The 23349-nt window shown below is 72.0% G+C and carries 22 protein-coding genes and 1 tRNA gene; 11 read left to right on the forward strand and 12 right to left on the reverse strand.

The window, feature by feature from the left end; translation table 11 throughout:
- Positions 1 to 155: 155 nt before the first annotated feature.
- The gene (locus tag ACQKQD_RS01775; RefSeq protein ID WP_020090747.1) at positions 156 to 329 is read left to right on the forward strand and encodes a metallothionein; all 174 of its coding nucleotides are present in this window, start codon (positions 156 to 158) and stop codon (positions 327 to 329) included.
- Between the two features lie 153 nt (positions 330 to 482).
- On the opposite strand, the gene ACQKQD_RS01780 is transcribed toward ACQKQD_RS01775, so the two are convergent.
- Both ACQKQD_RS01780 and ACQKQD_RS01785 read right to left on the reverse strand, forming a co-directional pair.
- The gene (locus ACQKQD_RS01780) at positions 483 to 770 is read right to left on the reverse strand and encodes an MTH1187 family thiamine-binding protein (protein WP_020090746.1); all 288 of its coding nucleotides are present in this window, start codon (positions 768 to 770) and stop codon (positions 483 to 485) included.
- A 110-nt stretch (positions 771 to 880) separates the two neighbouring features.
- Complete coding sequence (locus tag ACQKQD_RS01785) at positions 881 to 1783, reverse strand: LysR family transcriptional regulator (RefSeq protein WP_100250608.1); 903 nt, start codon at positions 1781 to 1783, stop codon at positions 881 to 883.
- A 107-nt stretch (positions 1784 to 1890) separates the two neighbouring features.
- Between ACQKQD_RS01785 and kdgD the strand changes: the two genes are divergently transcribed.
- The 3 genes from kdgD (at position 1891) to gudD (ending at position 5703) form a co-directional block, all read left to right on the forward strand.
- A complete protein-coding gene (gene kdgD / locus ACQKQD_RS01790) occupies positions 1891 to 2805 on the forward strand; it encodes a 5-dehydro-4-deoxyglucarate dehydratase (protein WP_427507325.1) in 915 nt (304 codons plus the stop codon).
- A gap of 98 nt (positions 2806 to 2903) precedes the next feature.
- Positions 2904 to 4259: an MFS transporter gene (locus ACQKQD_RS01795; protein ID WP_020090743.1), complete on the forward strand. Its 1356-nt coding sequence runs from the start codon at positions 2904 to 2906 to the stop codon at positions 4257 to 4259.
- A gap of 94 nt (positions 4260 to 4353) precedes the next feature.
- Positions 4354 to 5703, forward strand: coding sequence for a glucarate dehydratase (gudD, locus tag ACQKQD_RS01800; RefSeq protein ID WP_427507326.1), 1350 nt, complete (start codon positions 4354 to 4356; stop codon positions 5701 to 5703).
- Positions 5704 to 5725: 22 nt separating this feature from the next.
- Here gudD and ACQKQD_RS01805 read toward each other — a convergent pair whose 3' ends face one another.
- The 7 genes from ACQKQD_RS01805 to ACQKQD_RS01835 form a co-directional block, all read right to left on the reverse strand.
- Positions 5726 to 7267, reverse strand: coding sequence for an amidohydrolase family protein (locus ACQKQD_RS01805; RefSeq protein ID WP_427507327.1), 1542 nt, complete (start codon positions 7265 to 7267; stop codon positions 5726 to 5728).
- A 25-nt stretch (positions 7268 to 7292) separates the two neighbouring features.
- A complete protein-coding gene (locus ACQKQD_RS01810) occupies positions 7293 to 8099 on the reverse strand; it encodes an ABC transporter ATP-binding protein (RefSeq protein ID WP_427507328.1) in 807 nt (268 codons plus the stop codon).
- The gene (locus ACQKQD_RS01815; RefSeq protein WP_427507329.1) at positions 8089 to 9018 is read right to left on the reverse strand and encodes an ABC transporter permease; all 930 of its coding nucleotides are present in this window, start codon (positions 9016 to 9018) and stop codon (positions 8089 to 8091) included. Before ACQKQD_RS01815 ends, ACQKQD_RS01810 begins: the two co-directional genes overlap by 11 nt.
- A 4-nt stretch (positions 9019 to 9022) precedes the next feature.
- Positions 9023 to 10075 carry an ABC transporter substrate-binding protein gene (locus tag ACQKQD_RS01820; RefSeq protein WP_427507330.1) on the reverse strand — a complete coding sequence of 351 codons (1053 nt, stop codon included), beginning with the start codon at positions 10073 to 10075 and terminating at the stop codon, positions 9023 to 9025.
- 536 nt (positions 10076 to 10611) lie between these two features.
- Positions 10612 to 11505, reverse strand: a complete 894-nt coding sequence (locus ACQKQD_RS01825; protein ID WP_427507331.1) for a hypothetical protein — start codon at positions 11503 to 11505, stop codon at positions 10612 to 10614.
- An 11-nt stretch (positions 11506 to 11516) separates the two neighbouring features.
- On the reverse strand, positions 11517 to 12503 hold the full coding sequence (locus tag ACQKQD_RS01830) for an SPFH domain-containing protein (protein ID WP_427507332.1): 987 nt from the start codon (positions 12501 to 12503) through the stop codon (positions 11517 to 11519).
- A 73-nt stretch (positions 12504 to 12576) separates the two neighbouring features.
- Positions 12577 to 13308, reverse strand: coding sequence for an NUDIX hydrolase (locus ACQKQD_RS01835; protein ID WP_427507333.1), 732 nt, complete (start codon positions 13306 to 13308; stop codon positions 12577 to 12579).
- A gap of 249 nt (positions 13309 to 13557) precedes the next feature.
- On the opposite strand from ACQKQD_RS01835, the gene ACQKQD_RS01840 reads away from it, so the two are divergent.
- From ACQKQD_RS01840 to ACQKQD_RS01850, 3 genes are all read left to right on the forward strand, one after another.
- Positions 13558 to 15747: a marine proteobacterial sortase target protein gene (locus ACQKQD_RS01840; RefSeq protein ID WP_427507334.1), complete on the forward strand. Its 2190-nt coding sequence runs from the start codon at positions 13558 to 13560 to the stop codon at positions 15745 to 15747.
- A complete protein-coding gene (locus ACQKQD_RS01845) occupies positions 15744 to 16334 on the forward strand; it encodes a class GN sortase (RefSeq protein ID WP_427507335.1) in 591 nt (196 codons plus the stop codon). The genes ACQKQD_RS01840 and ACQKQD_RS01845 overlap by 4 nt, the downstream gene beginning before the upstream one ends.
- A gap of 92 nt (positions 16335 to 16426) precedes the next feature.
- Positions 16427 to 17179 (forward strand): helix-turn-helix domain-containing protein, encoded by a 753-nt coding sequence (locus ACQKQD_RS01850; protein ID WP_427507336.1) that lies wholly within the window; start codon positions 16427 to 16429, stop codon positions 17177 to 17179.
- A gap of 44 nt (positions 17180 to 17223) precedes the next feature.
- On the opposite strand, the gene ACQKQD_RS01855 is transcribed toward ACQKQD_RS01850, so the two are convergent.
- From ACQKQD_RS01855 to ACQKQD_RS01865, 3 genes are all read right to left on the reverse strand, one after another.
- A tRNA-Gly gene (locus ACQKQD_RS01855) sits at positions 17224 to 17297 on the reverse strand.
- A 98-nt stretch (positions 17298 to 17395) separates the two neighbouring features.
- Positions 17396 to 17917 (reverse strand): hypothetical protein, encoded by a 522-nt coding sequence (locus ACQKQD_RS01860; RefSeq protein ID WP_427507337.1) that lies wholly within the window; start codon positions 17915 to 17917, stop codon positions 17396 to 17398.
- Between the two features lie 49 nt (positions 17918 to 17966).
- Positions 17967 to 18809 carry a 3-keto-5-aminohexanoate cleavage protein gene (locus ACQKQD_RS01865; RefSeq protein ID WP_091977798.1) on the reverse strand — a complete coding sequence of 281 codons (843 nt, stop codon included), beginning with the start codon at positions 18807 to 18809 and terminating at the stop codon, positions 17967 to 17969.
- 175 nt (positions 18810 to 18984) lie between these two features.
- Between ACQKQD_RS01865 and aroQ the strand changes: the two genes are divergently transcribed.
- The 4 genes from aroQ (at position 18985) to ACQKQD_RS01885 (ending at position 23025) form a co-directional block, all read left to right on the forward strand.
- Positions 18985 to 19434, forward strand: coding sequence for a type II 3-dehydroquinate dehydratase (aroQ, locus tag ACQKQD_RS01870; RefSeq protein WP_427507338.1), 450 nt, complete (start codon positions 18985 to 18987; stop codon positions 19432 to 19434).
- A gap of 143 nt (positions 19435 to 19577) precedes the next feature.
- Complete coding sequence (locus ACQKQD_RS01875) at positions 19578 to 20279, forward strand: orotate phosphoribosyltransferase (RefSeq protein ID WP_056531596.1); 702 nt, start codon at positions 19578 to 19580, stop codon at positions 20277 to 20279.
- Between the two features lie 13 nt (positions 20280 to 20292).
- On the forward strand, positions 20293 to 21372 hold the full coding sequence (gene pyrC / locus ACQKQD_RS01880; protein WP_427507339.1) for a dihydroorotase: 1080 nt from the start codon (positions 20293 to 20295) through the stop codon (positions 21370 to 21372).
- Positions 21373 to 21579: 207 nt separating this feature from the next.
- On the forward strand, positions 21580 to 23025 hold the full coding sequence (locus ACQKQD_RS01885; protein WP_427507340.1) for an amidase: 1446 nt from the start codon (positions 21580 to 21582) through the stop codon (positions 23023 to 23025).
- Positions 23026 to 23349 lie beyond the last annotated feature (324 nt).

A 23349-nucleotide genomic window follows, 5' to 3' on the forward strand; every position in this document is an offset into this window, starting at 1 on the left:
GCGCCCTCCACCCGGCGCAGCGAGCACCGGACCTGGGGAACGCGCGAGCGGGCGAATGGGATCACGGGCGCGTCACCGCGCCCGGAGAAGGGTTTCCTCGCCGCCGCAGCGGCTCTAACGTCGACATGCGGACTGTCCCGCCGGAGGAGGAAATCATGGCCAGCGTCGACGTCGAGATGGTGAAGTGCGCCTGCCAGGACTGCGTCTGCGTGATCCCGGTCGCCAAGGCCGTGTCGCGGGACGGCAAGGCCTATTGCTGCGACGACTGCGCGAACGGCCACAAGGATCACGCCGGCTGCGAGCACGCCGGCTGCGCCTGCCACGGCTAGGGCTTTTCCCGGTCGCGTCGCGACGGTCCGGAGGACGCGTCACCGGTCGAGCCAGCCGCGACGCGCCCCCTATCCTGCACGAGCAGGGACCCGCACCTCATTCGGCGCGGGCCCGGAGAAAGACCCCGGGATGACGCGCCGCGGCGGTCGCGGTCAGGAGACCGCGGCGAGCTTGTCGGCCATCGACTGGTCCTTGTCGCGGCGCGTCGAGAAGATCAGCGTGAAGAAGGTCCGCTGGACGCCGAGCTCGGCGAGCCTCGCCTCGCACCGCTCCGCCAGCGCGCAGATCTCCGACAGCTCGCCCTCGATGTTCGTGCCGTTGGGATGCATCGTGGCGGTGAGCCCGCTCGACTCGATGATCCCCTTGAGCTCGCGGACGTAGGGCGAGACCGACGGGCCGACGCCCATCGGCACGATGCAGAGGTCGGCCGAAACTCTCATGGTGCCTGCCTGATCCGGGAGGGGCGGCCCCGGCCGGCTGCGCGACCGGAAGCGGGGCGAGCGCGCAGCCTATCGCCGGCCGCACCGACTTTCCAGGCCGGCGCCGGCGGTCACGCCTCGCCGGTCTCCAGCGCCGCCGCCCGCACCGAGGGCAGGCAGGGATTGGCGTTGTCGCTGCGCCACGCGAGCCACAGCTCCGGCCCGGTCGTGGCCGGCAGGGCGATCGGCCGGAGCCGGATGTCGGCCATGCTGTTGCCCCGGGCGCTGCCCGGCACCAGCGCGACGCCGATGCCGGCGCCGACGAGGGCCAGCATCGCGTGGACCTGGTTCACCCGCTGCACGATCCGCGGCTGCACGCCCCCGGCCTCGAACAGCCGGTCGAGCAGGTCGATGAAGTAGCGCCCGCCCCGAGGCGACCAGGTCACGAAGGCCTCGCCGTCGAGGTCCCGCAGGGTCGGGGCGCGCGCCGCCGCGAGGCGGTGCCCGCGCGGGACCGCGAGCAGGAGCCGCTCGCGCGCCAGCGGCGCCGTGGCGATCGCGGATTTCGGATCCTGCAGGACCGGGGCCGGCCGCAGGATCGCCAGATCGGTGCGGTTCTCGCCCAGCGCCAGGATCTGCTCGTCCGAGACCATCTCCTCCAGCACGAGATCGACCTCGGGCAGCGTCCGGCGGACATGGGCGACGACCTGCGGCAGCGTCCGGTAGGCCGAGGCGGCGGTGAAGCTGAGGCGCAGCACCCCGCTCTCGCCCAGGGCGGCGCGCCGCGTGATGCGCGCCGCGTTCTCGGCCGCCGCCAGCACCCGGTAGGCCTCGGCCAGGAAGGTGCGGCCCGCCGGGGTCAGGCGCACCGCCCGGGTGGTCCGCTCCAGCAGCGTCACGCCCAGCGTCTGCTCCAGCATCTGGATCTGCCGCGACAGGGGCGACTGGGTCAGGTGCAGCCGGGCCGCGGCCCGGCCGAAATGCATCTCCTCGGCGACGGCGACGAAGCTGCGGGCGTGGCCGAGATCGAACATTGATGCAGGATCCGGGATAACCCAGCCAAAATCAACGTTGGACGCATTTAACGCCGGCGCCTAACCCCGGACGCGACACCGAACGGTGCGTTCCAGGGAGAGAATCGATGGCGAGCATGACCCCGGCCGAGATGGCGCGCGTGCTGGGCTCCGGGCTGCTGTCCTTCCCGGTCACGCATTTCCGCGACGATCTCAGCTTCGACGAGACCGCCTACCGGGACAATCTCGGGCGGCTGGCCGACTACAGGGTATCGGGCCTGTTCGCCGCCGGCGGCACCGGCGAGTTCTTCTCGTTGACGCCCGCCGAGATCGACCGCGTCCTGCGCGCCGCCGTCGAGGAGACCCGCGGCCGGACCCCGGTCATCGCCCCCGCCGGCCAGGGCACCGCCCTCGCGGTCGAGATGGCCCGGGCCGCCGAGGCCGCCGGCGCGGACGGGATCCTGCTGCTGCCGCCCTACCTCGTCGGCTCCGAGCAGGCCGGTCTCGCCGCCCATATCGAGGCGGTCTGCCGCGCGACCTCGCTCGGCGTCATCGTCTACAACCGCGCCAACGCCCAGCTCAACGAGCAGACGCTCGCGGGCCTGTGCGAGCGCTGCCCGAACCTCGTCGGCTTCAAGGACGGCGTCGGCGACGTCGAGCTGATGACCCGGGTCTACGCCGCTCTGGGCGACCGCCTGACCTATGTGGGCGGCCTGCCCACCGCCGAGACCTTCGCGCTGCCGTACCTGGAGATGGGCGTCACCACCTACTCCTCGGCGATCTTCAACTTCCTGCCCGAATGGGCGCTGTCCTTCTACGACAGCGTCCGCCGCCGGGACCGCGACGCGGTCTACCGGGAGCTGCGCGACTTCGTCCTCCCCTACATCGCGATCCGCAACCGCAAGCGCGGCTACGCGGTCTCGATCGTCAAGGCGGGCATGAGCGCCGTCGGCCGCCACGCCGGCCCGGTCCGGCCGCCGCTGACCGAACTCGACGCGGCCGAGCGCGCCGAGCTGACGGCCCTGATCGGCGACCGCCGCTGAGCCCCCGCCTCGACACCCAAGACAGACCCGCCGAGCCAACGGCGGCCACGACCCGCCTCCCGGATCAACCGGGCGGCGACGAGCCTGGGAGAACGTCCATGAGTGCCAGTTCGACCGGCGCGCCGAGCACCCTGCTCGCCGCCGCCGACGCGGGTCGCCGCACCCGCGTCCGCCTGCTGATCGTCGCGATGCTGTTCGCCGCGACCACCATCAACTACGCCGACCGCGCGACCATCTCGATCGCCGGCCCCGACATGGCCAAGGAACTCGGCCTCTCGCCGGTCCAGATGGGCTACGTCTTCTCGGCCTTCGCGTGGTCCTACGTCCTCGCCCAGATCCCGGGCGGCTGGCTCCTCGACCGCTACAGCGTCAAGTGGGTCTACGCCGCCGCCGTCGCCCTCTGGTCGGCCTTCACGCTGGTCCAGGGCGCCGTCGGCTTCTTCACCGGCCTGACCGCCGTGGTGCTGCTCTTCGCCCTGCGGCTCGCCGTCGGCCTCACCGAGGCGCCGGTCTTCCCCGCCAACGCCCGGATCGTCGCCGCGTGGTTCCCGACCCGCGAGCGCGGCATGGCCTCGGCGTTCTTCAACTCGGCGCAGTACTTCGCCACGGTGCTGTTCACGCCGCTGATGGCGTGGATCGTCCACAATTTCGGCTGGCACCACGTCTTCACCAGCATGGGCCTGCTCGGCATCGCCTTCGCGGTCCTCTGGCTGCGCGTGGTCGACAGCCCGAAGAACCACCCGTCGATGAACCAGGCGGAGCGGGACTACATCGAGGCCGGCGGCGCCCTGCTCGACATGGACGGCCAGAGCCGGAGCAAGCAGGGCGATGCTGGCCGGACGCTGCGCCAGCTGCTCGCCAACCGGATGCTGCTCGGCATCTATATCGGCCAGTACTGCATCACCGTGCTGACCTACTTCTTCCTGACGTGGTTCCCGGTCTACCTCGTCAAGGAGCGCGGCCTGTCGATCCTGCAGGCCGGCTTCGCGGCGGTGCTGCCTGCGCTCTGCGGCTTCATCGGCGGCATCCTCGGGGGCGTGATCTCCGACCTGCTCCTGCGCCGCGGCTTCTCGCTGACGGCGGCCCGCAAGATCCCGATCGTGGGCGGCATGCTGCTGTCGATGAGCATCATCGGCTGCAACTACGTCCAGGCGGACGCCCTGGTGGTCGGCCTGATGGCGCTCGCCTTCTTCGGCAAGGGCATCGGCGCGCTCGGCTGGGCGGTCGTCGCCGACACCTCGCCCCGGGAGAGCGGCGGCCTCTCGGGCGGCCTGTTCAACACCTTCGGCAACACCGCCGGCATCACCACGCCGATCGCGATCGGCTACATCGTCCAGAGCACGGGCTCGTTCAACGGCGCCCTGGTCTTCGTCGGCCTGAACGCCCTCGTCGCCTGCTTCTGCTACCTCGTGGTGGTCGGCGAGATCCGCCGCGTCGAACTCAAGGCCCACTGACCCGCACGCCGGACCGGCCCCGGCCGGTCCGGCCCCGCATCGATCCCGCCTCGCGCCCGGCGCAGACCGGCCGGGGGCCCCCGAGGAGGACGCCATGCTGAATGACAGTCGCCACGCCGCCCGCCACACGCCGACCGTGACCGCCATGAAGGTCGTGCCGGTGGCCGGCCACGACAGCATGCTGCTCAACCTCTCGGGCGCGCACGGCCCGTACTTCACCCGCAACCTCGTGATCCTGACCGACTCCACCGGCGCCACTGGCCTCGGCGAGGTCCCCGGCGGCGAGGGCATCCGCAAGACCCTGGAGGATGCCCGGGACCTCGTCGTCGGGCAGCCGCTCGGCGCCTGGAACGCGGTGCTCAACGCCATGCGGACGCGCTTCGCCGACCGCGACGTCGGCGGGCGCGGCCTGCAGACCTTCGACATGCGCATCACCATCCACGCGGTCACGGCCGTCGAATCCGCCTTCCTCGACCTGCTCGGCCAGTACCTCGACGTCCCGGTGGCCGCGCTCCTGGGCGAGGGCCAGCAGCGCGACGCCGTCGAGATGCTGGGCTACCTGTTCTACGTCGGCGACCGCACCCGCACGGATCTCGATTACCGTGCGCCGACCGCCCGCGACGGCTGGTTCCGCCTGCGCGACGAGGAGGCGCTGACCCCGGAGGCCGTCGCCCGGCTCGCCGAGGCCGCCTACGACCGGTACGGCTTCAACGACTTCAAGCTGAAGGGCGGCGTGCTGCGCGGCGAGGAGGAGATCGCCGCCGTCACCGCGATCCACGAGCGGTTCCCCAAGGCGCGGGTCACGCTCGACCCGAACGGCGCGTGGTCCCTCGCGGAGGCGATCCGCCTCTGCAAGGGCCAGGGCCACGTCCTGGCCTACGCGGAGGATCCCTGCGGCGCCGAGGGCGGGTTCTCGGGCCGCGAGATCATGGCGGAGTTCCGCCGCGCCACCGGCCTGCCCACCGCCACCAACATGATCGCCACCGACTGGCGCCAGATGAACCACGCGATCCAGCTCGGCGCCGTCGACATCCCGCTGGCCGACCCGCATTTCTGGACGCTCGCCGGCTCGGTCCGGGTGGCCCAGCTGTGCCGCGACCACGGCCTGACCTGGGGCTCGCACTCGAACAACCACTTCGACGTGTCGCTCGCGATGTTCACCCACGTGGCTGCGGCGGCGCCCGGCAACGTCACGGCGATCGACACGCACTGGATCTGGCAGGACGGCGAGCGCCTGACCAAGGAGCCGCTGGCGATACGCGGCGGCCTCGTGCGGGTGCCGGAGCGGCCGGGCCTCGGCATCGAGCTCGACATGTCGGCGGTCGAGGAGGCCCACGCGCTCTACCGCGACCACGGCCTCGGTGCCCGCGACGACGCGGCCGCCATGCAGTTCCTGATCCCCGGCTGGACCTTCGACAACAAGAAGCCCTGCCTGGTCCGCTGACGCCCGGCCCGGGCGCGCGCCGTCAGACGCGCGAGCTCGGGCGGTAGAACGGCTCGTGCCGCGACGGGTCGATGTAGTCGGCGTAGAAGCGGCGGGCATGGGGCAGCAGCGCCTTCGAGAGCTGGCGCCGCTCGACCTCGTCGTCCGACAGCGCCCGCGACAGGTCGTCGTGGAGCGCCTTCAGGGCGGCGTCCTTGTCGACCCGGGTGAAGCGCCCGTCGGCGTAGAGCACCTCGCCCTCGCACAGCACCGCAGTGACGCCGCCGGTCTTGGCCCGCTGGATCACCGCGTCGAGGAGCGGCGTCTCCGGGTCGAGATACGGGTAGGCGATCTGGTCCCAGTCGATCAGGACCATGTCGGCGCCCTTGCCGACCTCGATCGTGCCGAGGCTGTCGCCGTAGGGGGTGGTACGGGCGCCGCCGACGGTCGCCATGCGCAGCACCTGCGCCATGCTCGGCACGTCGGCCTCGTCCATGCCGGGAACCCGGTGGGCGCGCAGCACGAGGCGCATCTCCTGCAGCATGTCGCGGTCGTCGTTGATGCCGGCCTCGTCGAGGCCGATCGCCGTGTTGATCCCCTTGGCCTCGAAGCGGTTGAGCGCCGCCACGCCGGAGCGCAGCCGGAAGTTCGACGAGCAATTGTGGCAGATGCAGGTGCCGGTCGCCGCGACCCGCTCGATGTCGGATTCGTTGAGCCAGACCCCGTGGCCGAGCGTCAGGCGGCGTCCCAGCATGCCGAACCGGTCGAGGTATTCCAGGGCGGTGCCGCCGCCGCGCCTCTCCGCGTAGGCCTTCTGGTAGGCGGTCTCGACGAGGTGCATGTGCATCGGCACGTCGTAGGATTCGGACAGGCCGGCCAAGCCCTCGAGGGCCGCGTCCGAGCACCAGTGCAGGTTGGCGGGTGCGAGTTGGATCTTCGCCCGCGACGCGCCCTCCTGGCCGGCATGCAGGCTGCGGAAGAGCGAGAAATTGTCCTCCAGGGACATCTGGAAGCGCTCGAACCAGCGCTTCATCGGGTCTTGCAGCGGCGCCGGCAGGCTCGCCACGAAGTCCATGTCGGCCTGGTAGACGAGGCGGTTCTGGTCGCGGACCGCGAAGCAGTACGAGACCCGCATGCCGATGTCGCGATAGGCGCGCAGCACCTCGTTGGAGCGCGCCTCGACCTCCTCCAGGCTGCCGGGCATCCAGCCGTGGATGTGCTGGACCGTGGTGATCCCGGAGCCGACCATCTCGAAGGCCGAGTACAGGGTGTCGAGGTAGAGGTTCAGGTTGCGCGCCACCATCCGGGTGACGAACCACAGCTCCAGGGGCATGTCGGGCGAGCCGAGCTGCACCGGCGTCAGGCCGACATGGTGGTGGCCGTTGACGAAGCCCGGCAGCAGGATCTCGCGGCCCGAGCCGATCACGGGGGCATCGGGGTAGCGGGCGTGCAGGTCCGCGTAGGTGCCGACCGCCGCGATGACCCCGTCCTTCTGGAGGACCGCGCCGTCGGCGATCTCCTCCCAGCGGTCGTGGTCGAGGGTGCGGGTGATCATCCGCCGGCTGCGGATCAGCGATGTGGCCATGGTCGTGTCCGTGTTGGGGAGGGGGTCAGACGAGCGCTTCCTGCTCGGCGAAGGCCCGGTCGACCTCGTCGCGCAGGAGCTCGGTGAGGTGCCGCCGCAACGCCTCCGCCTCGGGCGAGAACGGGTCGCGGGGGCGGGCGAGGTCGTTGCGGACGATCGTCTTGATCCGCCCGGGGCGGGCGGTGAACACCACCACCCGGTCGGCGAGCGCCACCGCCTCGTCGATGTGGTGGGTCACGAACAGCACCGAGGCGCCGCTGTCGCGCCAGACGTCGAGCAGGAAGTCCTGCATCTTCTGGCGGGTCTGGACGTCGAGCGCCGCGAAGGGCTCGTCCATCAGAAGGACCTTCGGGCGCATGGCCAGCGCCCGCGCCACCGCCACGCGCTGGCGCATGCCGCCGGACAGCTCGTCCGGCCGCTTGTCGAAGGCCTCGGCGAGGCCGACGCGCTGGAGCGCCGCCCGGGCGACGCTCCGGCGCTCGGCCTCCGACACGCCCTTCAGCGACAGGCCGAAGCTGACGTTCTGCCAGACGCTGAGCCAGGGCAGCAGCGAGGTCTCCTGGAAGATCAGGCTGCGCTCCGGCGACGGGCCGGTGACGGCCTCGCCGAAGGCCAGGAGTTCGCCCCCGGAGGCGGGTTCGAGCCCGGCGATCAGGTAGAGCAGCGTGCTCTTCCCGCAGCCCGAGGGGCCGAGGAACACCACGAACTCGCCCGGCCGCACGGTGAGGTCGATGTCGCGCAGCGCCTCGTGGGCGCGGGCGGTGCCGGCCGCCCAGACCTTGACGACGCCGCGGCACGAGACGGCGGCGTCGGATGCGGGATCAGAGGCCAAGGGAGGACCCCGCGTCGCGCGGCAGCCAGTACAGCAGCCGCCGCTGGACCAGCCGGAACAGCAGGTCGAAGGCGAAGCCGAGCAGGCCGATCAGCGTGATGGTGAAGAAGACGAGCGACGGGTTGAAGGTGTTGCGCGCCAGCATGATCACCTGGCCGAGCCCGTAGCCGACGCCGGTCGCCTCGGCGACGAGCACCACCATCCAGGCGCCGAACAGGTTGAGGCGCAGCACCGCGAGCAGCCCCGGCAGGATCGCCGGCACGATCACCCGCGCGTAGATCTGGCGCTTCGTCGCCCCCATGGTCCGGGCGACGTTGATGTAGTTCCGGTTGACCCCGTCGATCTGCTGGATGGTCGAGAGCACCATCGTGAAGAACAGGGCAACGAACACCATGAAGATCGCCGGGGCGTTGCCGATTCCGAACATGAAGATCGCTACCGGCAGCCACGCGATCGGCGAGACCGGCGCCAGGAGCGTGATCGTCGGCAGGGTCAGCCGCTCGAACAGCACGACGTAGCGGATCGCCACCCCGACGAGGATCGACAGGGAGGCCGCCAGGGCGAGGCCCGCCAGCACCCGGCCGGTCGAGGCGAGCACGGTGATCAGCACCGCCATGGCGGGGCTGGGGCCGGTATTCATCCCGGTGCCGATCTGCCAGCGCTGCGCGGTGTTGAAGAAGCGCGCCTGCTCGGCGAGGTTGCCGAGGAAGATGTGCGGCGGCGGCAGGAGCTTGGCGTCGGCGATGCCGAGCGCCCAGAGCAGCTCCCAGAGGCCGGCGAAGCAGCCGACCGAGACCAGCATCCAGCCGATCCGGCGGAGCAGGGGGACGAGCCCTTCGGGCAGCGCGAGGCGCTGACCGAGCGGGAGGCGCGGCCGGTCCTGCGGGACGGCGGCGGCGCGGGCGAGGAAGGTGGCCATCCGCTCAGGCCGACTTCAGCTTGAGCTTGCCGTAGAGGTCCGGGTTCTCGGCGATGACCTGTTCCAGCAGGGTCCAGTCGATCGCGTCGCGGCCGGGCTTCTTCTTGATGTAGCCCATCTCGGCGACGGAATCGGTCCGGTCGAGGATGAACTGCGTCTGGTTGCGGGCGTCGACCACCGAGGGCTGCCGGCCCATGGCGAGCTGGGCGTTGCTCATCGAGGTCTTGTAGTAGGAGCCGACGAGCTTGTTCAGGGCGACCTGGGGGGCGCCCTCCGCCATGGCCTGGGCCTTCATCATGCCCTTGATCAGGGCCTTCACGGCGCCCGGGTTCTTGGCGATCAGCTCGTTGCGGACCGCCAGCACGCAGTCGGTGTAGCCCTTGCCGTAGATGTCGGTGCCGTCGGAGAGCTTCACGGCGCCCTTCACGTCGGTGAGCAGCGCGGTGCCGTAGGGCTCGATCGTCGAGATGATGTCCAGCGCACCGGCGCGGAACGCCTCCACGGCCTCGGGGGTCGAGCCCATGTAGCGGACCGTGATGTCCTTGAAGGCGACGCCGTTCTTCTTCAGCCAGTCGTAGGGCAGCACCTCCAGCGTATCGAGCTGGAAGGTCCCGAGCGTCTTGCCCTTGAGCTTCCCCGGGCTGTCGAGGCCGGGCTGGGCCACGAGCACGCAGCCCTCGATGCCGCCGCCGGCCACGATCTTCACGGGAGCACCCGCGTCGTAGAGGGCCATGAAGCTCGTGTAGGGCATCACGCCGGCATCGACCTGGCCCATGCCGAGGAAGGTGACCTGATCCGAGAAGGTCGGCGTGTTGACGAAGTCGATCGTCAGCCCGTCATCCATGGCGAGCTGCATCGCCTCGGCCAGGAAGAAGTTGAGGTTGCAGAAGCCGGAGCCGTGGGTCGCGCGGATGCCGGTGGCCGCCGCGGCCGGGCCGGTCAGGCCCGGGCCCACCGCCAGGGTCAGCGCGGCGGCGGTCCCGCCGAGGAAGCGCCTGCGACTGGGCTTGAACCGCGTGAGATCCGGGACGCGATAATCGCCGTGACGGTCGCACATATCGACTCTCCTCAGAGGGCGGATCGCGCGATCCGCCGGACGGCGCGTGCCGGTGCTGAAACGGAGGGATCGGAGCTCGGGACAGGCTCAAGGCAGTCGCGGAGATCCGGTCGCCCGGCACCTCACCACATCGACGGCACGCCAACCTCTAGCCGCCGCCGGGGCGACGCTGCGCTGGTGAATACGAACCAAGAAGCGTGCCAGACGCGGGAATCTGCGGTGTTGGCGGCGCACCTCGCCCGTCGGCGCTGTCGAGGAACGGCACCGCCGTCATTGCGAGCGGAGCGAAGCAATGCAGCCGCGCCAGGCCTCCGGACGTCGCGCTGCCCTGGGTCACTACGCTGCGCTCGTGATGACGAAGGTGTCGCATCGACCGGTCCGACGCCCGCGAAAGCAGCGGAATGCCGCCGGCGTATTCAGCCGGGCTCTTCGGACAATGCCGATCGCGCGCGGGCGAAGAACGCGCGGAGCGGGCCCTGGGGCAGCATCCCGAGCCTCCCGCAAAGGCGGTCGTCGGGCGCCCGGTCGGCGCCGCGCTACGCGGCCACGAGGTTGAAGGTGCGGTCGGCCGGGGCGAGGCTCACCCGCCGCCCCCAGTCGAAGGCGACGAAATCCTGCTCGATCCCGTCCGAGAACACCACGCCGCCCTCGTTCATCCGCGACACCACGGTGAGGGGCGATCCGGCGAATTTGCCGCCGCGGAGGTCGGTGCCGGTGGCGACGCTCGGGAACGGCTCGCGCACCCAGTAGCCGAAGGCCGCCTCCTCGATGCCAACCTCCACGGTGAGGTGCGTCGCCTCGCTGATCGAGCGCGCCCAGCCGGTCAGGCCGGTGCCCGAGGCCACGATCAGCCCGCTCGACGAGTGGTCCTCCGCCCGCGCCCCGTCGTCGATGCGGTAGCGCGCCGATTGGTGGCTGCGATGGCCGACGAAGATCTCGTTCAGGGCGAGCAGCCGCTCGCCGCCGTCGAAGGTCGCCTGCACCATGGTGCGCCGCTGAAGGGGCACGGCGCCGGCCGCGCTGGCGGGCAGGAGTGCGCGCAGGGCCTCGACCCGCGCCCGGGCCAGCACGCCGTCGTAGAGGTCGGGCGCCGGGTTGACGCCGACCACCGGCTGCCCGTCGAGGTACTTGGCGACGTTGGCCACGAGCCCGTCCTGCCCCACGGCCACGACCACGTCCTCGGGGGCGAACAGGAAGCGGTCGAGGTCGGGGCGCCGCACCAGGGCCTGCCGCCAGTCCAGCGGCACGGCGGACCGGGCCTCGGCGAGCACGGCCTGGAACTGCGCGTGGCGCGCCTCGACCTCGGCGAGCGTCTGGCCCCTGCTCTCCAGGAAGAACCGGACCTGGCCGCGGGTCGCGTGCCGGGCGATGAGCAACTCGTAGTCCGTGTCGCGGATCACGAAGACCACGCGGGGTGTGATGGCCGGCACGGCGGACCTCCTCAGCGCGGCGCGAGCCGCGGGGACAGCGCGCCCCGGAACTCGCCGAGGACGGCCGCCAGCAGATCCGGCGTGACGTTGACGTGCTCGATCGTCTCCAGCTTGCCGGCGAGTTCCCGGGCCGCCAGCCCGAGCAGGACGGCGGGCGGCATGTCCCGGTAGACGGCGGCGCGGCGCTGCTCCGCGTCGGCCCGGGCTCCCTCGACGAGGCGGATCCGCTCGGCCTCCGCGGCCGCCTCCAGGCCCCGCGCCTCCGCGACGCCGGCGGCGCGGTCGCGGGCGTTCTCGGCCTCCTGGGCGATCAGCACGGTCTCGCGCCGGGCCAGCTCGGCCTTCGTGGCGAGCTCGTTCTCCGCGATGGCGCGCTCCTTCTCGACCGCCAGGGCGCGCCGCGCGAAGGTCGCCTCGTCGGCCTTCTGCTGCAGGGCCTCGAAGGTCGGGGTCTGCAGGGCGCGCTCCAGCTCGCTCGTCGGCGCGAGGTTGGTGAGCCGCACCGACACCGTCGCCACGCCGATCTCGGCCAGCGCCGGGGCGTCGGACAGCACCCGTTCCAGCACGGCGCGCAGCGGCTCCGGCCCGGCGTCGAGGAGGGCGCCGATCGGGCTCGCCCCGAGATACTGGAGCGCCGCCTGGCTGGCGATGCCGCCGAGGCGCGCCTCGATCCGCTCGATCGGCTCGCCCTGCAGGCGCCCGGTTCGGAGGTCGATCGAGAAGTCGACGCGGCTCGCCAGCAGCTCCGGATCGACGACGTGCCAGCCGATCGTCCCCTGGACCACGACGGTCTGGAAGTCCCGGCTGCGGCCGCGGACGAAGAGCGTCATCTCGCGGTCGTCCACCGGCACCTCGCTGATGCTGGCGGTCTCGGGCCGGAACCAGAAGACCAGACCCCGCCCGCTCTGCCGGACCCGGCCGTTGCGGAAGCGGATGACGTGGCTGCTCGCCTCGCTCCGGAGCTGGGCGATGACACCGATGTTGCGGACCGTGGCCATGATGGGCTCCTCGAAGCGCTCTCCGCCGAAGTGAATACCGGTTCGGCTCAAGAGAGCGCGTTGAAACAAAGGCTTAGAACTGGCCTGACCTGTCGAAGCGGAAGAGTTCGGCGGGGCGGAACGCCGTCCCGGCCTCGCGGGCGCCCGTCGGCGCGATCCAGCCCCGGTCGCGCATGCGGCGCCGGAAGGCGGATTTGTTGAGGGGCGCGCCGCGGATCGCCGCGTGCACGTCCTGAAGCTGCCGGAGGGTGAAGTGCTCCGGGAGCAGCGCGAAGCCGACATCCGTGTAGTCGAGCTTGCCGCGCAGCCGCTTCACGGCGAGCGCGAGGATGTCGGCGTGGTCGAACGCGAGGGCGAGGGGTGCGCCGTCCTCCGCCTCGGCCGAGACCGGGCCGCCGGACTCGCCCGCCCAGGGCACGACCAGCGCCGCCGCCGCGAGCCCGGCACCGCCCGCCAGGGCCTCGACGAAGGCCGCCTCCGGCAGCAGCGCGAGGTAGGCCACCGAGACGATCCGCATCCGCGGATCCCGATCAACGGCGCCGAAGGTGTAGAGCTGCTCGAGCCGCGCCCGCCCGATGCCGGCCTTGTCGCGCAGGACGCGCTCCGCGGCGGCGTCGAGGGTCTCGGCGATGCCCACGAACCCGCCCGGCAGGGCCCAGAGGCCCGCCTGCGGCTGCTGGCCCCGCCGCAGCAGGAGGGCGGCGAGCCGGCCCGCCCGGATCCCCAGCAGGACGAGATCGACCGCCAGGGCGGGCCGCTCGTAGGCCGCAGGATCATAGCCTGCCAGGAACTCGGACTCGGTCATCGGTCTTTCTGCTCAAGTTGAGCATAACTAAGACGCAGATTGCGCATATGTCAAGCCGAGAGCGGATTCGCCGGGAAGCGCCGCGGAACGCACAGCTCCGCACCGGCTCCGCACAGATCCGCCCGGGCACGGCCGGCCGGTGCGGTCCGAGCCTAGAAAAGGGCGAAGCTTCTCGTGGCGACGGAGGGGCTGGCGCGGGAGCTTCAGCGGCGAGCCGGCATCGATCCGCCGGCGCAGGAGGTTTCCCCGATGCCGTTCTTCGCTCCACGATCCGCGGTCGAGCCCCCCCGCAACGCCGCGCTGTCACCGCTCTTCCTCGCGCTGCTGGCGCTGCTCATCATGCTGGCCTCGGCCCACGCGGCGCCGGGCCGAGACCGGGGCGGCCTCACCCTGCGCGGGCCGGCCGGCACCGCGCCGGTCGAGGCCGTCCAGTTGGCGACCGACATCAGCGTCGACGTCAGCGGCCCGACCGCCCGGGCCACCGTCACCCAGGCCTTCCGCAACGTCACGGCGGACTGGGTCGAGGGCACCTACGTGTACCCCCTGCCGGAGGACGCGGCCGTCGACGGGATGAAGCTCGTCGTCGGCTCCCGCGTGATCGTCGCCGACATCCGCGAGAGAGCGGCGGCCAAGCGCGCCTACGAGGCCGCGAAGGCGGCCGGGCAGTCGGCGGCGCTGACCGCGCAGGAGCGGCCCAACGTTTTCACCAACGCGGTCGCCAATATCGGCCCCGGCGAGACGGTGGTGGTCCAGATCACCTATCAGCAGACGATCCCCGTCTCGGGCGAGACGTGGACGCTACGCCTGCCCCTGGTGGTCGCGCCCCGCTACAATCCCGCCCCCGCCCCGGTGGACGCGGTCTCCCTCGACGGCGTGGCCGGAGAGGCCCGCGACCCGGTTCCGGATCGCGCCCGAATCAGCCCGCCGGTGCTCGACCCGGCCCTGGCGTCGCCGACCAACCCGGTCGCCGTCACCGTGCGGCTGAAGGCGGGCTTCCCCGTCGGTGACGTCCGCAGCGCGACCCACGCGATCCGCGTGACCGAGACCGGCCCGGAGGCGCGGACCGTCACGCTCACCGACGGCGTCGTCCCTGCCGACCGCGACCTCGAGCTGACCTGGGCGCCGGTCCCGAGCCGGGTGCCCGGCCTCGGCCTGTTCCGCGAGACCGTGGCGGGCCGGACCTACCTGCTGGCCGCCGTGAGCCCGCCGGCGATCGAGACCGACACGGCCGCCCGGCCGGCGCGCGACGTCACCTTCGTCATCGACAATTCCGGCTCGATGTCGGGCGCCTCGATGCGGCAGGCCAAGGCCGGGCTGCTCGCCGGTCTCGCCCGCCTGACCCCGTCGGACCGCTTCAACGTCATCCGCTTCGACGACACCTGGGACGCGCTTCATCCCGCGCCCGTCCCGGCGACGCCGGAGGCCCTGGCGCAGGCCCAGGCCTTCGTCGCCGCTCTGGAAGCCCGCGGCGGCACCGAGATGCTGGCGCCGCTCAAGGCGGCCCTCGCCGACCCGCACCCCGAGGACGGGCGCGTCCGGCAGGTCGTGTTCCTCACCGACGGCGCCGTCGGCGACGAGGAGCGGATCTTCGCGGCGATCCACGCCAATCTCGGGCGCACGCGCCTGTTCATGGTCGGCATCGGCTCGGCGCCCAACGGCCACCTGATGCGCCACGCCGCCGAGATCGGCCGCGGCAGCTTCACCGAGATCCGCGACCTCGCGCAGGTCGGCGAGCGGACCCGCGCGCTCTACGAGAAGCTGGAATCCCCCGCTGTCACCGACCTGACCGCGACCTTCTCGGTCCTGGGCGTCGAGGTCACGCCGGGTGCGCTGCCCGATCTGTATCGCGGCGAGCCGCTGGTCTTCGCCGCGCTTCTGCCGGGAGCGGCCGAGGAAACGGCCCGCGGGACCGTGACCGTCTCGGGCCGGGTGGGCGGCCGGACATGGACCCGGACGCTCCCCCTCGCCGAGGCGGGTGCGGGCGCCGGCATCTCCAAGGTCTGGGCGCGGTCCCGGATCGGCGAGACCGAGACGGCGCGCATCACGGGGCGCCTCGGTGCGGACGCGGCCGACGCCGCCATCCTGGCGCTGGCCCTGGAGCACGGCCTGACGACGCGGCTGACCAGCCTCGTGGCCGTCGACGCCACGCCGCGCCGCGCGCCCGGCACGCCCCTCGTCGCCGCCGACCTGCCGCTGAACCTGCCGGCGGGCTGGGACTTCGCCAAGGTGTTCGGCACGGACCGGCCGGGCGCCACGCCCGCCGACGACGGGGCAGCGCGGATCGTGCCGATCCGGGCCGAGGGCGCGGCGGTCGACCTGCCGCGGACCGGGGCCGGCATCGTGGCGCAGCTCGGCCTGGGCCTGCTCCTCGCCCTGCTGGGTCTCCTGCTCGGCACCGGCCTGACGATCGGCGGCCGGCGGACCGGGGACGCGCGATGAGCCGGCGCACGGTGACCGGACTGGGGAGGGCCCTCGCGGCCCTCCTCACCCTCGCGGGGCTCGGGCTCGCGGCGCAGGCCGCCTGGATCCCCGCCAAGGCCGCCCTGGCCCAGCTGCTGCTGGAGCGCGCCTTCGCCCGCACCCTGGCCGAGGGTCGGCCCGCCCGGCCCTGGCCCTGGGCCGACACCGAGCCGGTCGCCCGGCTCACCGTCGCGGGCCGCAGCTTCGTGGTGCTGCGGGGCGGGAGCGGCCAGGCCCTGGCCTTCGGCCCCGGCCACCTGGACGGCACCCCGGTGGCCGGCGCGCCCGGCACCGCGGTCATCGCCGCCCACCGCGACACGCAGTTCGGGGTGCTGGGACAGCTCGGGCCCGGCGATCCCGTCACGGTGACCGGCCGCGACGGCCGAACCCTGCGCTTCCGCGTCACCGGCACGCGGGTGGCCCGCTGGGATGCCTCGGGCATCGACCCGCAGGCCCCGGGGCGGCATCTCGACCTCGTCACCTGCTGGCCCCTGGAGGCGCTGCAGGCCGGCCCGCTCCGGCTGATCGTCGAGACCGAGATGGCCCCGGAGCCGGAGCGTTCCTGACGGCTCGGCGTGGACGGCCAGCTTGGCCGCGCTTGCGCGAATGTGCGGTTTCGTGCGGATCTGTGCGGGTCAAGCCCGTGCGAGCCGTGCCTGTGAGCGAGATCGAACTGTCCGAGGCGCAGAGCCGCGCCATTGCCCAGACCGTGCGCGAGGCGCTGGCCCGCCGGCGCATCTCGCGGCAGACGCTGGCCGAGGAGGCCCGGATCAGCATCTCGACCCTGGAGAAGGCGCTCGCCGGCCGCCGGCCCTTCACCCTGGCGACGACGATCCGCCTGGAGGAAGCCTTGGGCCAGTCCCTGCGCCAGGAGACGGCGCGCCCGGCCCCGGAGGCGGCCCGTCACGCGCCCGACGAGCTCGGCTCCTACTCGCGGGAGAGCGTCGCCTGGATCGAGGGGCGCTACCTCACCCTGCGGCCCTCGTTCGGGTCGGCGGGCGCGATCTTCGCCTACCGGACCGAGATCGCCTGGGACGCGGATGCGGCCCGCCTCGTGTTCCGCGAGGCCGAGCGGCTCGACGCGCCCTTCGCGCAGTCCGGCAGCGTCGCCGTGCCGAGCCAGTCGGGCATGATCTACCTCGTGACCAACTGGCACGGACAGCACCGCCTCGCGGTGCTGTGCCGCCCCAACATTCAGGGCGAGATGTACGGGGTCCTGACGACGCTCCACGCCGGGCGCGGCACGCAGCTGACCCCGGCCGCGGCGCCCCTGGCGCTGCTGCCCGAGCAGGCGGGCGCGCACGGGTACGGGCGGATCGGGCCGGAGGAGCCGGGCTACGCGCCGTACCGGGCCTATCTCGCCCGGGTGCACGACGACGGCTACGCCACCTTCTTCACGGGCGTCGCCTGACGGGGTCTGACGGGTGGGCCCGAAGGCGCGGAGCGCGGCGGGCTTGGAGCGGGTACCGGGAATCGAACCCGGGTATTCAGCTTGGAAGGCTGCTGCTCTACCATTGAGCTACACCCGCGCGGGCGGATCGTTAGCACGCCGGGATGGCCGTGAGAAGGTGGGGCGGGATCACCGCCGCGCGGGCGCCGTCCCGAAACCGCGACGTCGCTGGCCGGCTCACAGGCACGGATTCATGACCGGCTCGCGCGGGATCGAGAGCAGGTCGTCGACCTGGGCGCGCAGGCCCGCGGCGCCGCCGGTCCGCAGGGCCTCGTACATGGCCTCCGCGTCGCGGCCGCAGACCGCGCCGGGCCGCTGCTCCGGTTCCGCCGTCCCATCGCGCGACGGGACGGCCCTGTCCGGGGCGTTGTCGGCGATGAACCGATCGATGCGCGCGAGCGCGGCGCGCAATTCCTGCTGGAAGTCCAGGTCGACGCCGTCGTGGCACGCCAGTCCGACGGCGCGCATCGCCTGCAGGATGCCGCGCATGCACAGCACCGCACCCTTGCCGGTCCGGTCGACCTTCGTGACGGTGTCGCCGCGCCGAATGGTCTGGATCCCGTTCACGAGCGCCTCCGCCGATCCCGGACCTGCCTGACCGGGAGCCTCCGAGGACACGACCAGGAACGCGCAGGCCGCGGCGGCGCAGCCGACGATCAGGGATCGCGGTCGGGACGGCGTGCGTGCCGTGAGGCGCATGGATCCGGCGCTGTCTCCACCGCGCGACCGCGGCAACATCCGTGCCCGCTCAACCCAGGCCCAGGGCGGCGCGGGCCTCCGCGGGCGTGGCGACGCGGCGGCCGTGGCGCGCCACCGCCTCGGCGGCGAGGCCGACGAGCTCGGCGTTGCTGGCCGCCAAGCGGTCCTTCGTCACCCGGATGTTGTCCTCCAGGCCGGTGCGGACCGCGTCCGCCCCGCGGGCGAGCGCCCAGTCCATCACGATCGCCTGGTTGCGCCCGATCCCGGCCGCCGTCCAGGTCGCCTCCGGCAGGATCCGCCGGGTCTCGGCGAGCAGGATATCGAGGAGGTGCTCCTCGGCCGGCATCGCGTTCTGGACGCCCATGACGAACTGCACGTGCGGGCGCGCGTCGATCAGGCCCGCCTCCACGAGGCGCTTGGCGCCGTGCAGGTGCGAGAGGTCGAAGATCTCGATCTCGGGACGGACGCCGTACTGCTTCATCTGGCCGGCGAGGTCGGTCACGAGGCTCGCGGAATTCTCGTAGACGATCGTCGGGAAGTTCACCGAGCCGGTGGACAGGGAGGCCATGTCGGGCCGGTGCTTGAGCGAGAGGCCGCGTGCGGCCGGGTCGCGCCCGCGCCCGCCCGTCGAGAACTGCACGATCATCCCCGGGCAGTGCCGGCGCAGCCCCTCCTGCACGGCGGCGAACCTGTCCGGATCGGAGGAGGGCGACTCGTCGTCGTTGCGCACGTGGATGTGGCAGAGCGTGGCGCCGGCCTCGAAGGCCTGCTGCGTCGACTCGACCTGCTCGGACACGGTGACCGGAACGGCCGGGTTGTCGGTCTTGCGCGGCACCGAGCCGGTGATCGCCACCGCGATCACCACGGGCGCGTCGCTCCGGGATCCTGCCATTCGCCTGTCCTCCCTGCCGCATCGGGCTTCCGCGACCGGGATAGCGCCGCGGGATCCGGATCTGAACCGCCCGGCGCGGGCGGCAGCTCCGTGTGCGGGACATCTCCGGCCGGATGACAGCCCGGACTTGAGTCTTGCGGGCGCTTGCCGCACCTCTCGACCCGCGAGGCACACGATGAACGACACCGTCCTGGTCCTGAACGGGCCGAACCTGAACCTGCTCGGCAAGCGCCAGCCGGAGATCTACGGCCGCGAGACGCTGGCCGACGTCGAGGCCCTGTGCCGCGAGACGGCCGCCGGCCTCGGCCTCGCGGTCGAATTCCGCCAGAGCAACGCCGAGCACGTGCTGATCGACGCGATCCACGAGTTCCGCGTCGGTTCGGCCGGCATCGTCATCAATGCGGGCGCCTACACCCACACCTCGGTCGCCATCCTCGACGCGCTGAACACCTGCGAGGTGCCGGTGATCGAGTGCCACATCTCGAACGTCCACCGCCGCGAGGCCTTCCGCCACCATTCCTACATCTCGCTCGCGGCCACGGCCGTGCTGGCAGGATTCGGCACGCACGGCTACGCGCTGGCGATCCGGCACCTCGCGCATCTGCGGGCGGGCAGGACTGCGTGAAGCGCGGATAGCGCCGCGATCAGGGTTGACGCTGGCGAAGACAGGGCGGAGGAGGGCGGTCAGGCCCTTATTCAACGCGTTCTCCCGGCCGGACCGGTCATCCGGACCGGCGGAGGACGCCCCGAGCGGAGCGCGCACGCCGCATGACCAGCCCCTTCCTGCCCCTCGACCGGAAAGTGATCGCCCGCGAGGCGGCCAAGATGTTCCTCGAGATCGAGGCGGTGCTCTTCTACAAGGACGAGCCGTTCAAGTTCACCTCGGGCTGGGCGAGCCCGGTCTACACCGACAGCCGGAAGATCATCTCGTTCCCGCGCCTGCGCTCGACGCTGATGGATTTCGCCACCGCCACCATCGTGCGCGAGATCGGCTACGAGAAGCTGACCCACATCGCCGGCGGCGAGACCGCCGGCATCCCGTTCGCGGCCTGGATCGCCGACCGGATGATGCTGCCGATGCAGTACATCCGGAAGAAGCCCAAGGGGTTCGGCCGCAACGCCCAGATCGAGGGCGAGATCGTCGAGGGCGCCCGGACGCTGCTCGTCGAGGACCTCGCCACCGACGGGCGCAGCAAGGTCAATTTCTGCAAGGCCCTGCGCGATTCGGGCGCCCAGGTCGATCACTGCTTCGTGCTGTTCTACTACGACATCTTCCCCGACAGCGCCGCGCTGATGGAGGAGATCGGGATCAAGCTCCACTACCTCACCACGTGGTGGGACGTGCTGGCTGTGGCCAAGGAGATGGGCACCTTCGACCCGAAGACGCTGGCCGAGGTCGAGCGCTTCCTCAACGCGCCGGCGGAGTGGTCGGCGGCCCACGGCGGCATCTCCGCCTTCGGCCAGGCCTGAGGGGCATCCCGCGATGAGCGTCGCCGACCTGTTCCCCGCCGAGCGCCAGGCCGCGAAGACCGTCGACCGGATCACGATCCGGCGGCCGGACGACTGGCACATCCACCTGCGCGACGGCGCGATGCTGAAGGCGGTGCTGCCCTACACGGCGGCGCAGTTCGCCCGGGGCATCATCATGCCGAACCTCGTGCCGCCGGTGACAACGGTCGCCGCGGCGCAGGGCTACCGGGAGCGCATCCTCGCCGCGATGCCGGAAGGCCAGGACTTCACGCCGCTGATGACCTGCTACCTGCGGGACGACACCGACCCGGACGAGATCGAGCGGGGCTTCGCCGAGAAGGTCTGGGTCGCCGCCAAGCTCTACCCGGCCGGCGCGACCACGAACTCGCACGCGGGCGTCACGGACCTCGTCGGCATTACCCCCGTCCTGGAGCGCATGGAGCGGATCGGCATGCCGCTCCTGATCCACGGCGAGGCGACCGACCCGGAGATCGACATCTTCGACCGCGAGGCCGCCTTCATGGAGGGCAGCTTGATCCCGCTGCTCGCTCGCCATCAGGGGCTGAAGGTCACCGTCGAGCACGCCACCACGGCGGAGATCCTCGACGTGGTCCGGGAGCACCGGAGTCGGTGCGCGGCGACGATCACGCCGCACCACCTTGTGATCAACAGGACGCACATCTTCCAGGGGGGGCTGCGCCCGCACCTCTACTGCCTGCCGGTGGCCAAGCGCGAGCGGCACCGTTTGGCCCTGCGCGAGGCCGCGACCTCCGGCGAGGCCTGCTTCTATCTCGGCACCGACACCGCGCCGCATGTCCGCGGGGCCAAGGAGGCGTCCTGCGGCTGCGCCGGCGTGTTCTGCGGGCCTTCCGCGCTCCAGACCTACGTGCAGGTCTTCGACGAGGAGGGGGCGCTCGACAAGTTCGAGGCCTTCGCGTCGCTCAACGGAGCCCGCTTCCACGGGCTGGAGCCGAATGCCGGGACCGTGACCCTGGAGCGGCGGGAGAGCCGCATCGCCGAGGCCGTCGCGGTCGACGACACGGCAGTCGTCGTGTTCCGCGGCGAGGAGACGCTGCCCTGGTCGGTGGTATAGCGAATCAGGGCGATGGGTGCGCTCCGTCATCGCGAGCGCAGCGAAGCGACCCAGGGATGCGCGACATCGGTGATCGTCGCGCGACACTGGATTGCTTCGCTGCGCTCGCAACGACGATGATCGGCACTCCATGCAATCAGCCAGAGCCATCTTTGCCTGGATCCAACCTCCGGTTACCGATCTTCCGTTGATCCGGGGGAGGGCAAGATGCAGGACGCGCGACAGGACGGCATCACCGCCATGGGCGCGGTGGACCTCGCGGCCGCCATTCGCGGTCGGGTCGTCTCCTGCGCGGAGGTGATGCGCGCCTATCTGGAGCGGATCCATCGGATCAACCCGCAGGTGAACGCCCTCGTGGGCCTCGCCGACGATGCCGCGCTCCTGCGGGAGGCCGAGGCCGCCGACGCCGCGCTGGCGCGGGGGGACGCCGTCGGGCCGCTGCACGGCTTCCCGCTGGCCGTGAAGGATCTCGATCCGGTCCGCGGCCTGCGGTTCACGCAGGGCTCCCCGATCTTCGCCGACCGGGTCGCCGACACCGACTCGATCATGGTGACGCGCCTGCGCGCCGCCGGGGCGATCTTCATCGGCAAGACCAACATCCCCGAGTTCGGCCTCGGCTCGCACAGCTTCAACCCGGTCTACGGCGCCACCGGCAACGCCTACGATCCGGCCAAGACCGGGGGCGGGTCGAGCGGCGGCGCCGCGGTCGCAGTCGCCTTGCGGATGCAGCCGGTCGCCGACGGCAGCGACCATGCCGGCTCCCTGCGCAACCCGCCGGCCTTCAACAACTGCTACGGCCTGCGCCCGAGCTGGGGCCGGATCCCCGCCGAGGCCAAGGACGTGTTCAGCCCGAACCTCGGCGTGCTCGGGGCGATCGGGCGCACGCCCGGCGATATCGGCCTGATGCTCTCGGTGCTGGCGGGCTACGACCCGCGCTGCCCGAACGCCATTCGGCAGGACCCGTCCGCCTTCGCGAGCCCGCTCGCCCGCGACTTCCGCGGGACCCGGATCGCGTGGCTCGGGGATTGTGGCGGCCAGATCCCGTTCGATCCCGGCGTGCTCGACGTCGGGCGTTCGGCGCTCGCCACCTTCGCGGAGATCGGCTGCACCGTCGAGGAGGCGATGCCGCGCTACGACATGGAGACCCTCTGGCAGGACTGGCTGGTGCTGCGGGCCTTCACCGTCGCGGCGAACCTCCGCCCGTTCTACGACGAGCCCCGCCACCGGGCCCTGCTGAAGCCGGAGGCGGCCTGGGAGGTCGAGCGGGGGCTGGCGCTCGGCGCCGACCGGATCATCGCGGCGCTGGAGGGGCGCACCCGCTGGTACGAGACCCTGCGCCGCTTCATGGAGACCTACGACTACGTGGTCATGCCCAGCGCCCAGGTCTTCCCGTTCGACAAGGGCCTGCGCTGGCCCGAGACGGTGGGCGGACGGGCGATGGACACCTACCACCGCTGGATGCAGATCACGATCCCCGCGACGATGTCGGGCCTCCCGTCGCTCGCCGTGCCGGCGGGCTTCGGCGAGGCCGGTCTGCCCACTGGCATCCAGATCGTCGGTCCGAACCACGGCGAGCTCGCCTGCCTGCAGCTCGGCGCCGCCTACGACGCGGCGAGCGGCTGGGGGCGCCGCTACCCGCCGCCGCTGCAGTGAGCCGCGGCTCCGGCACTCAACCGGCGCGGAACCAGCGCGATTGCACGCACGGACGCGTTGACCGGCTCCGCGCTCTCCGCTAAGAGGCCCGACACTTCGCGCGCCGACTATGAGCCAGTTCCGGATCATGGGGCCGCCGCGGGGCAGTTTCGGGTTTCCGATGACGACGGTCCTTATTGTAGCGGTAGCGTCACCGACGGGGCGGCCCTGAACGAGGGTCGCGATCCGAGCGGTGGCGCATGCAGGGTCCCTCGGGGCCCTTTTTTGTTGCCCGCGTCCGGGCGGACAGGACTGGGACGCACGGAGATCCGGGGCGAGAGGCAC

It is taken from the genome of Methylobacterium sp. NPDC080182 (assembly GCF_050281105.1).
Classification (GTDB): domain Bacteria; phylum Pseudomonadota; class Alphaproteobacteria; order Rhizobiales; family Beijerinckiaceae; genus Methylobacterium.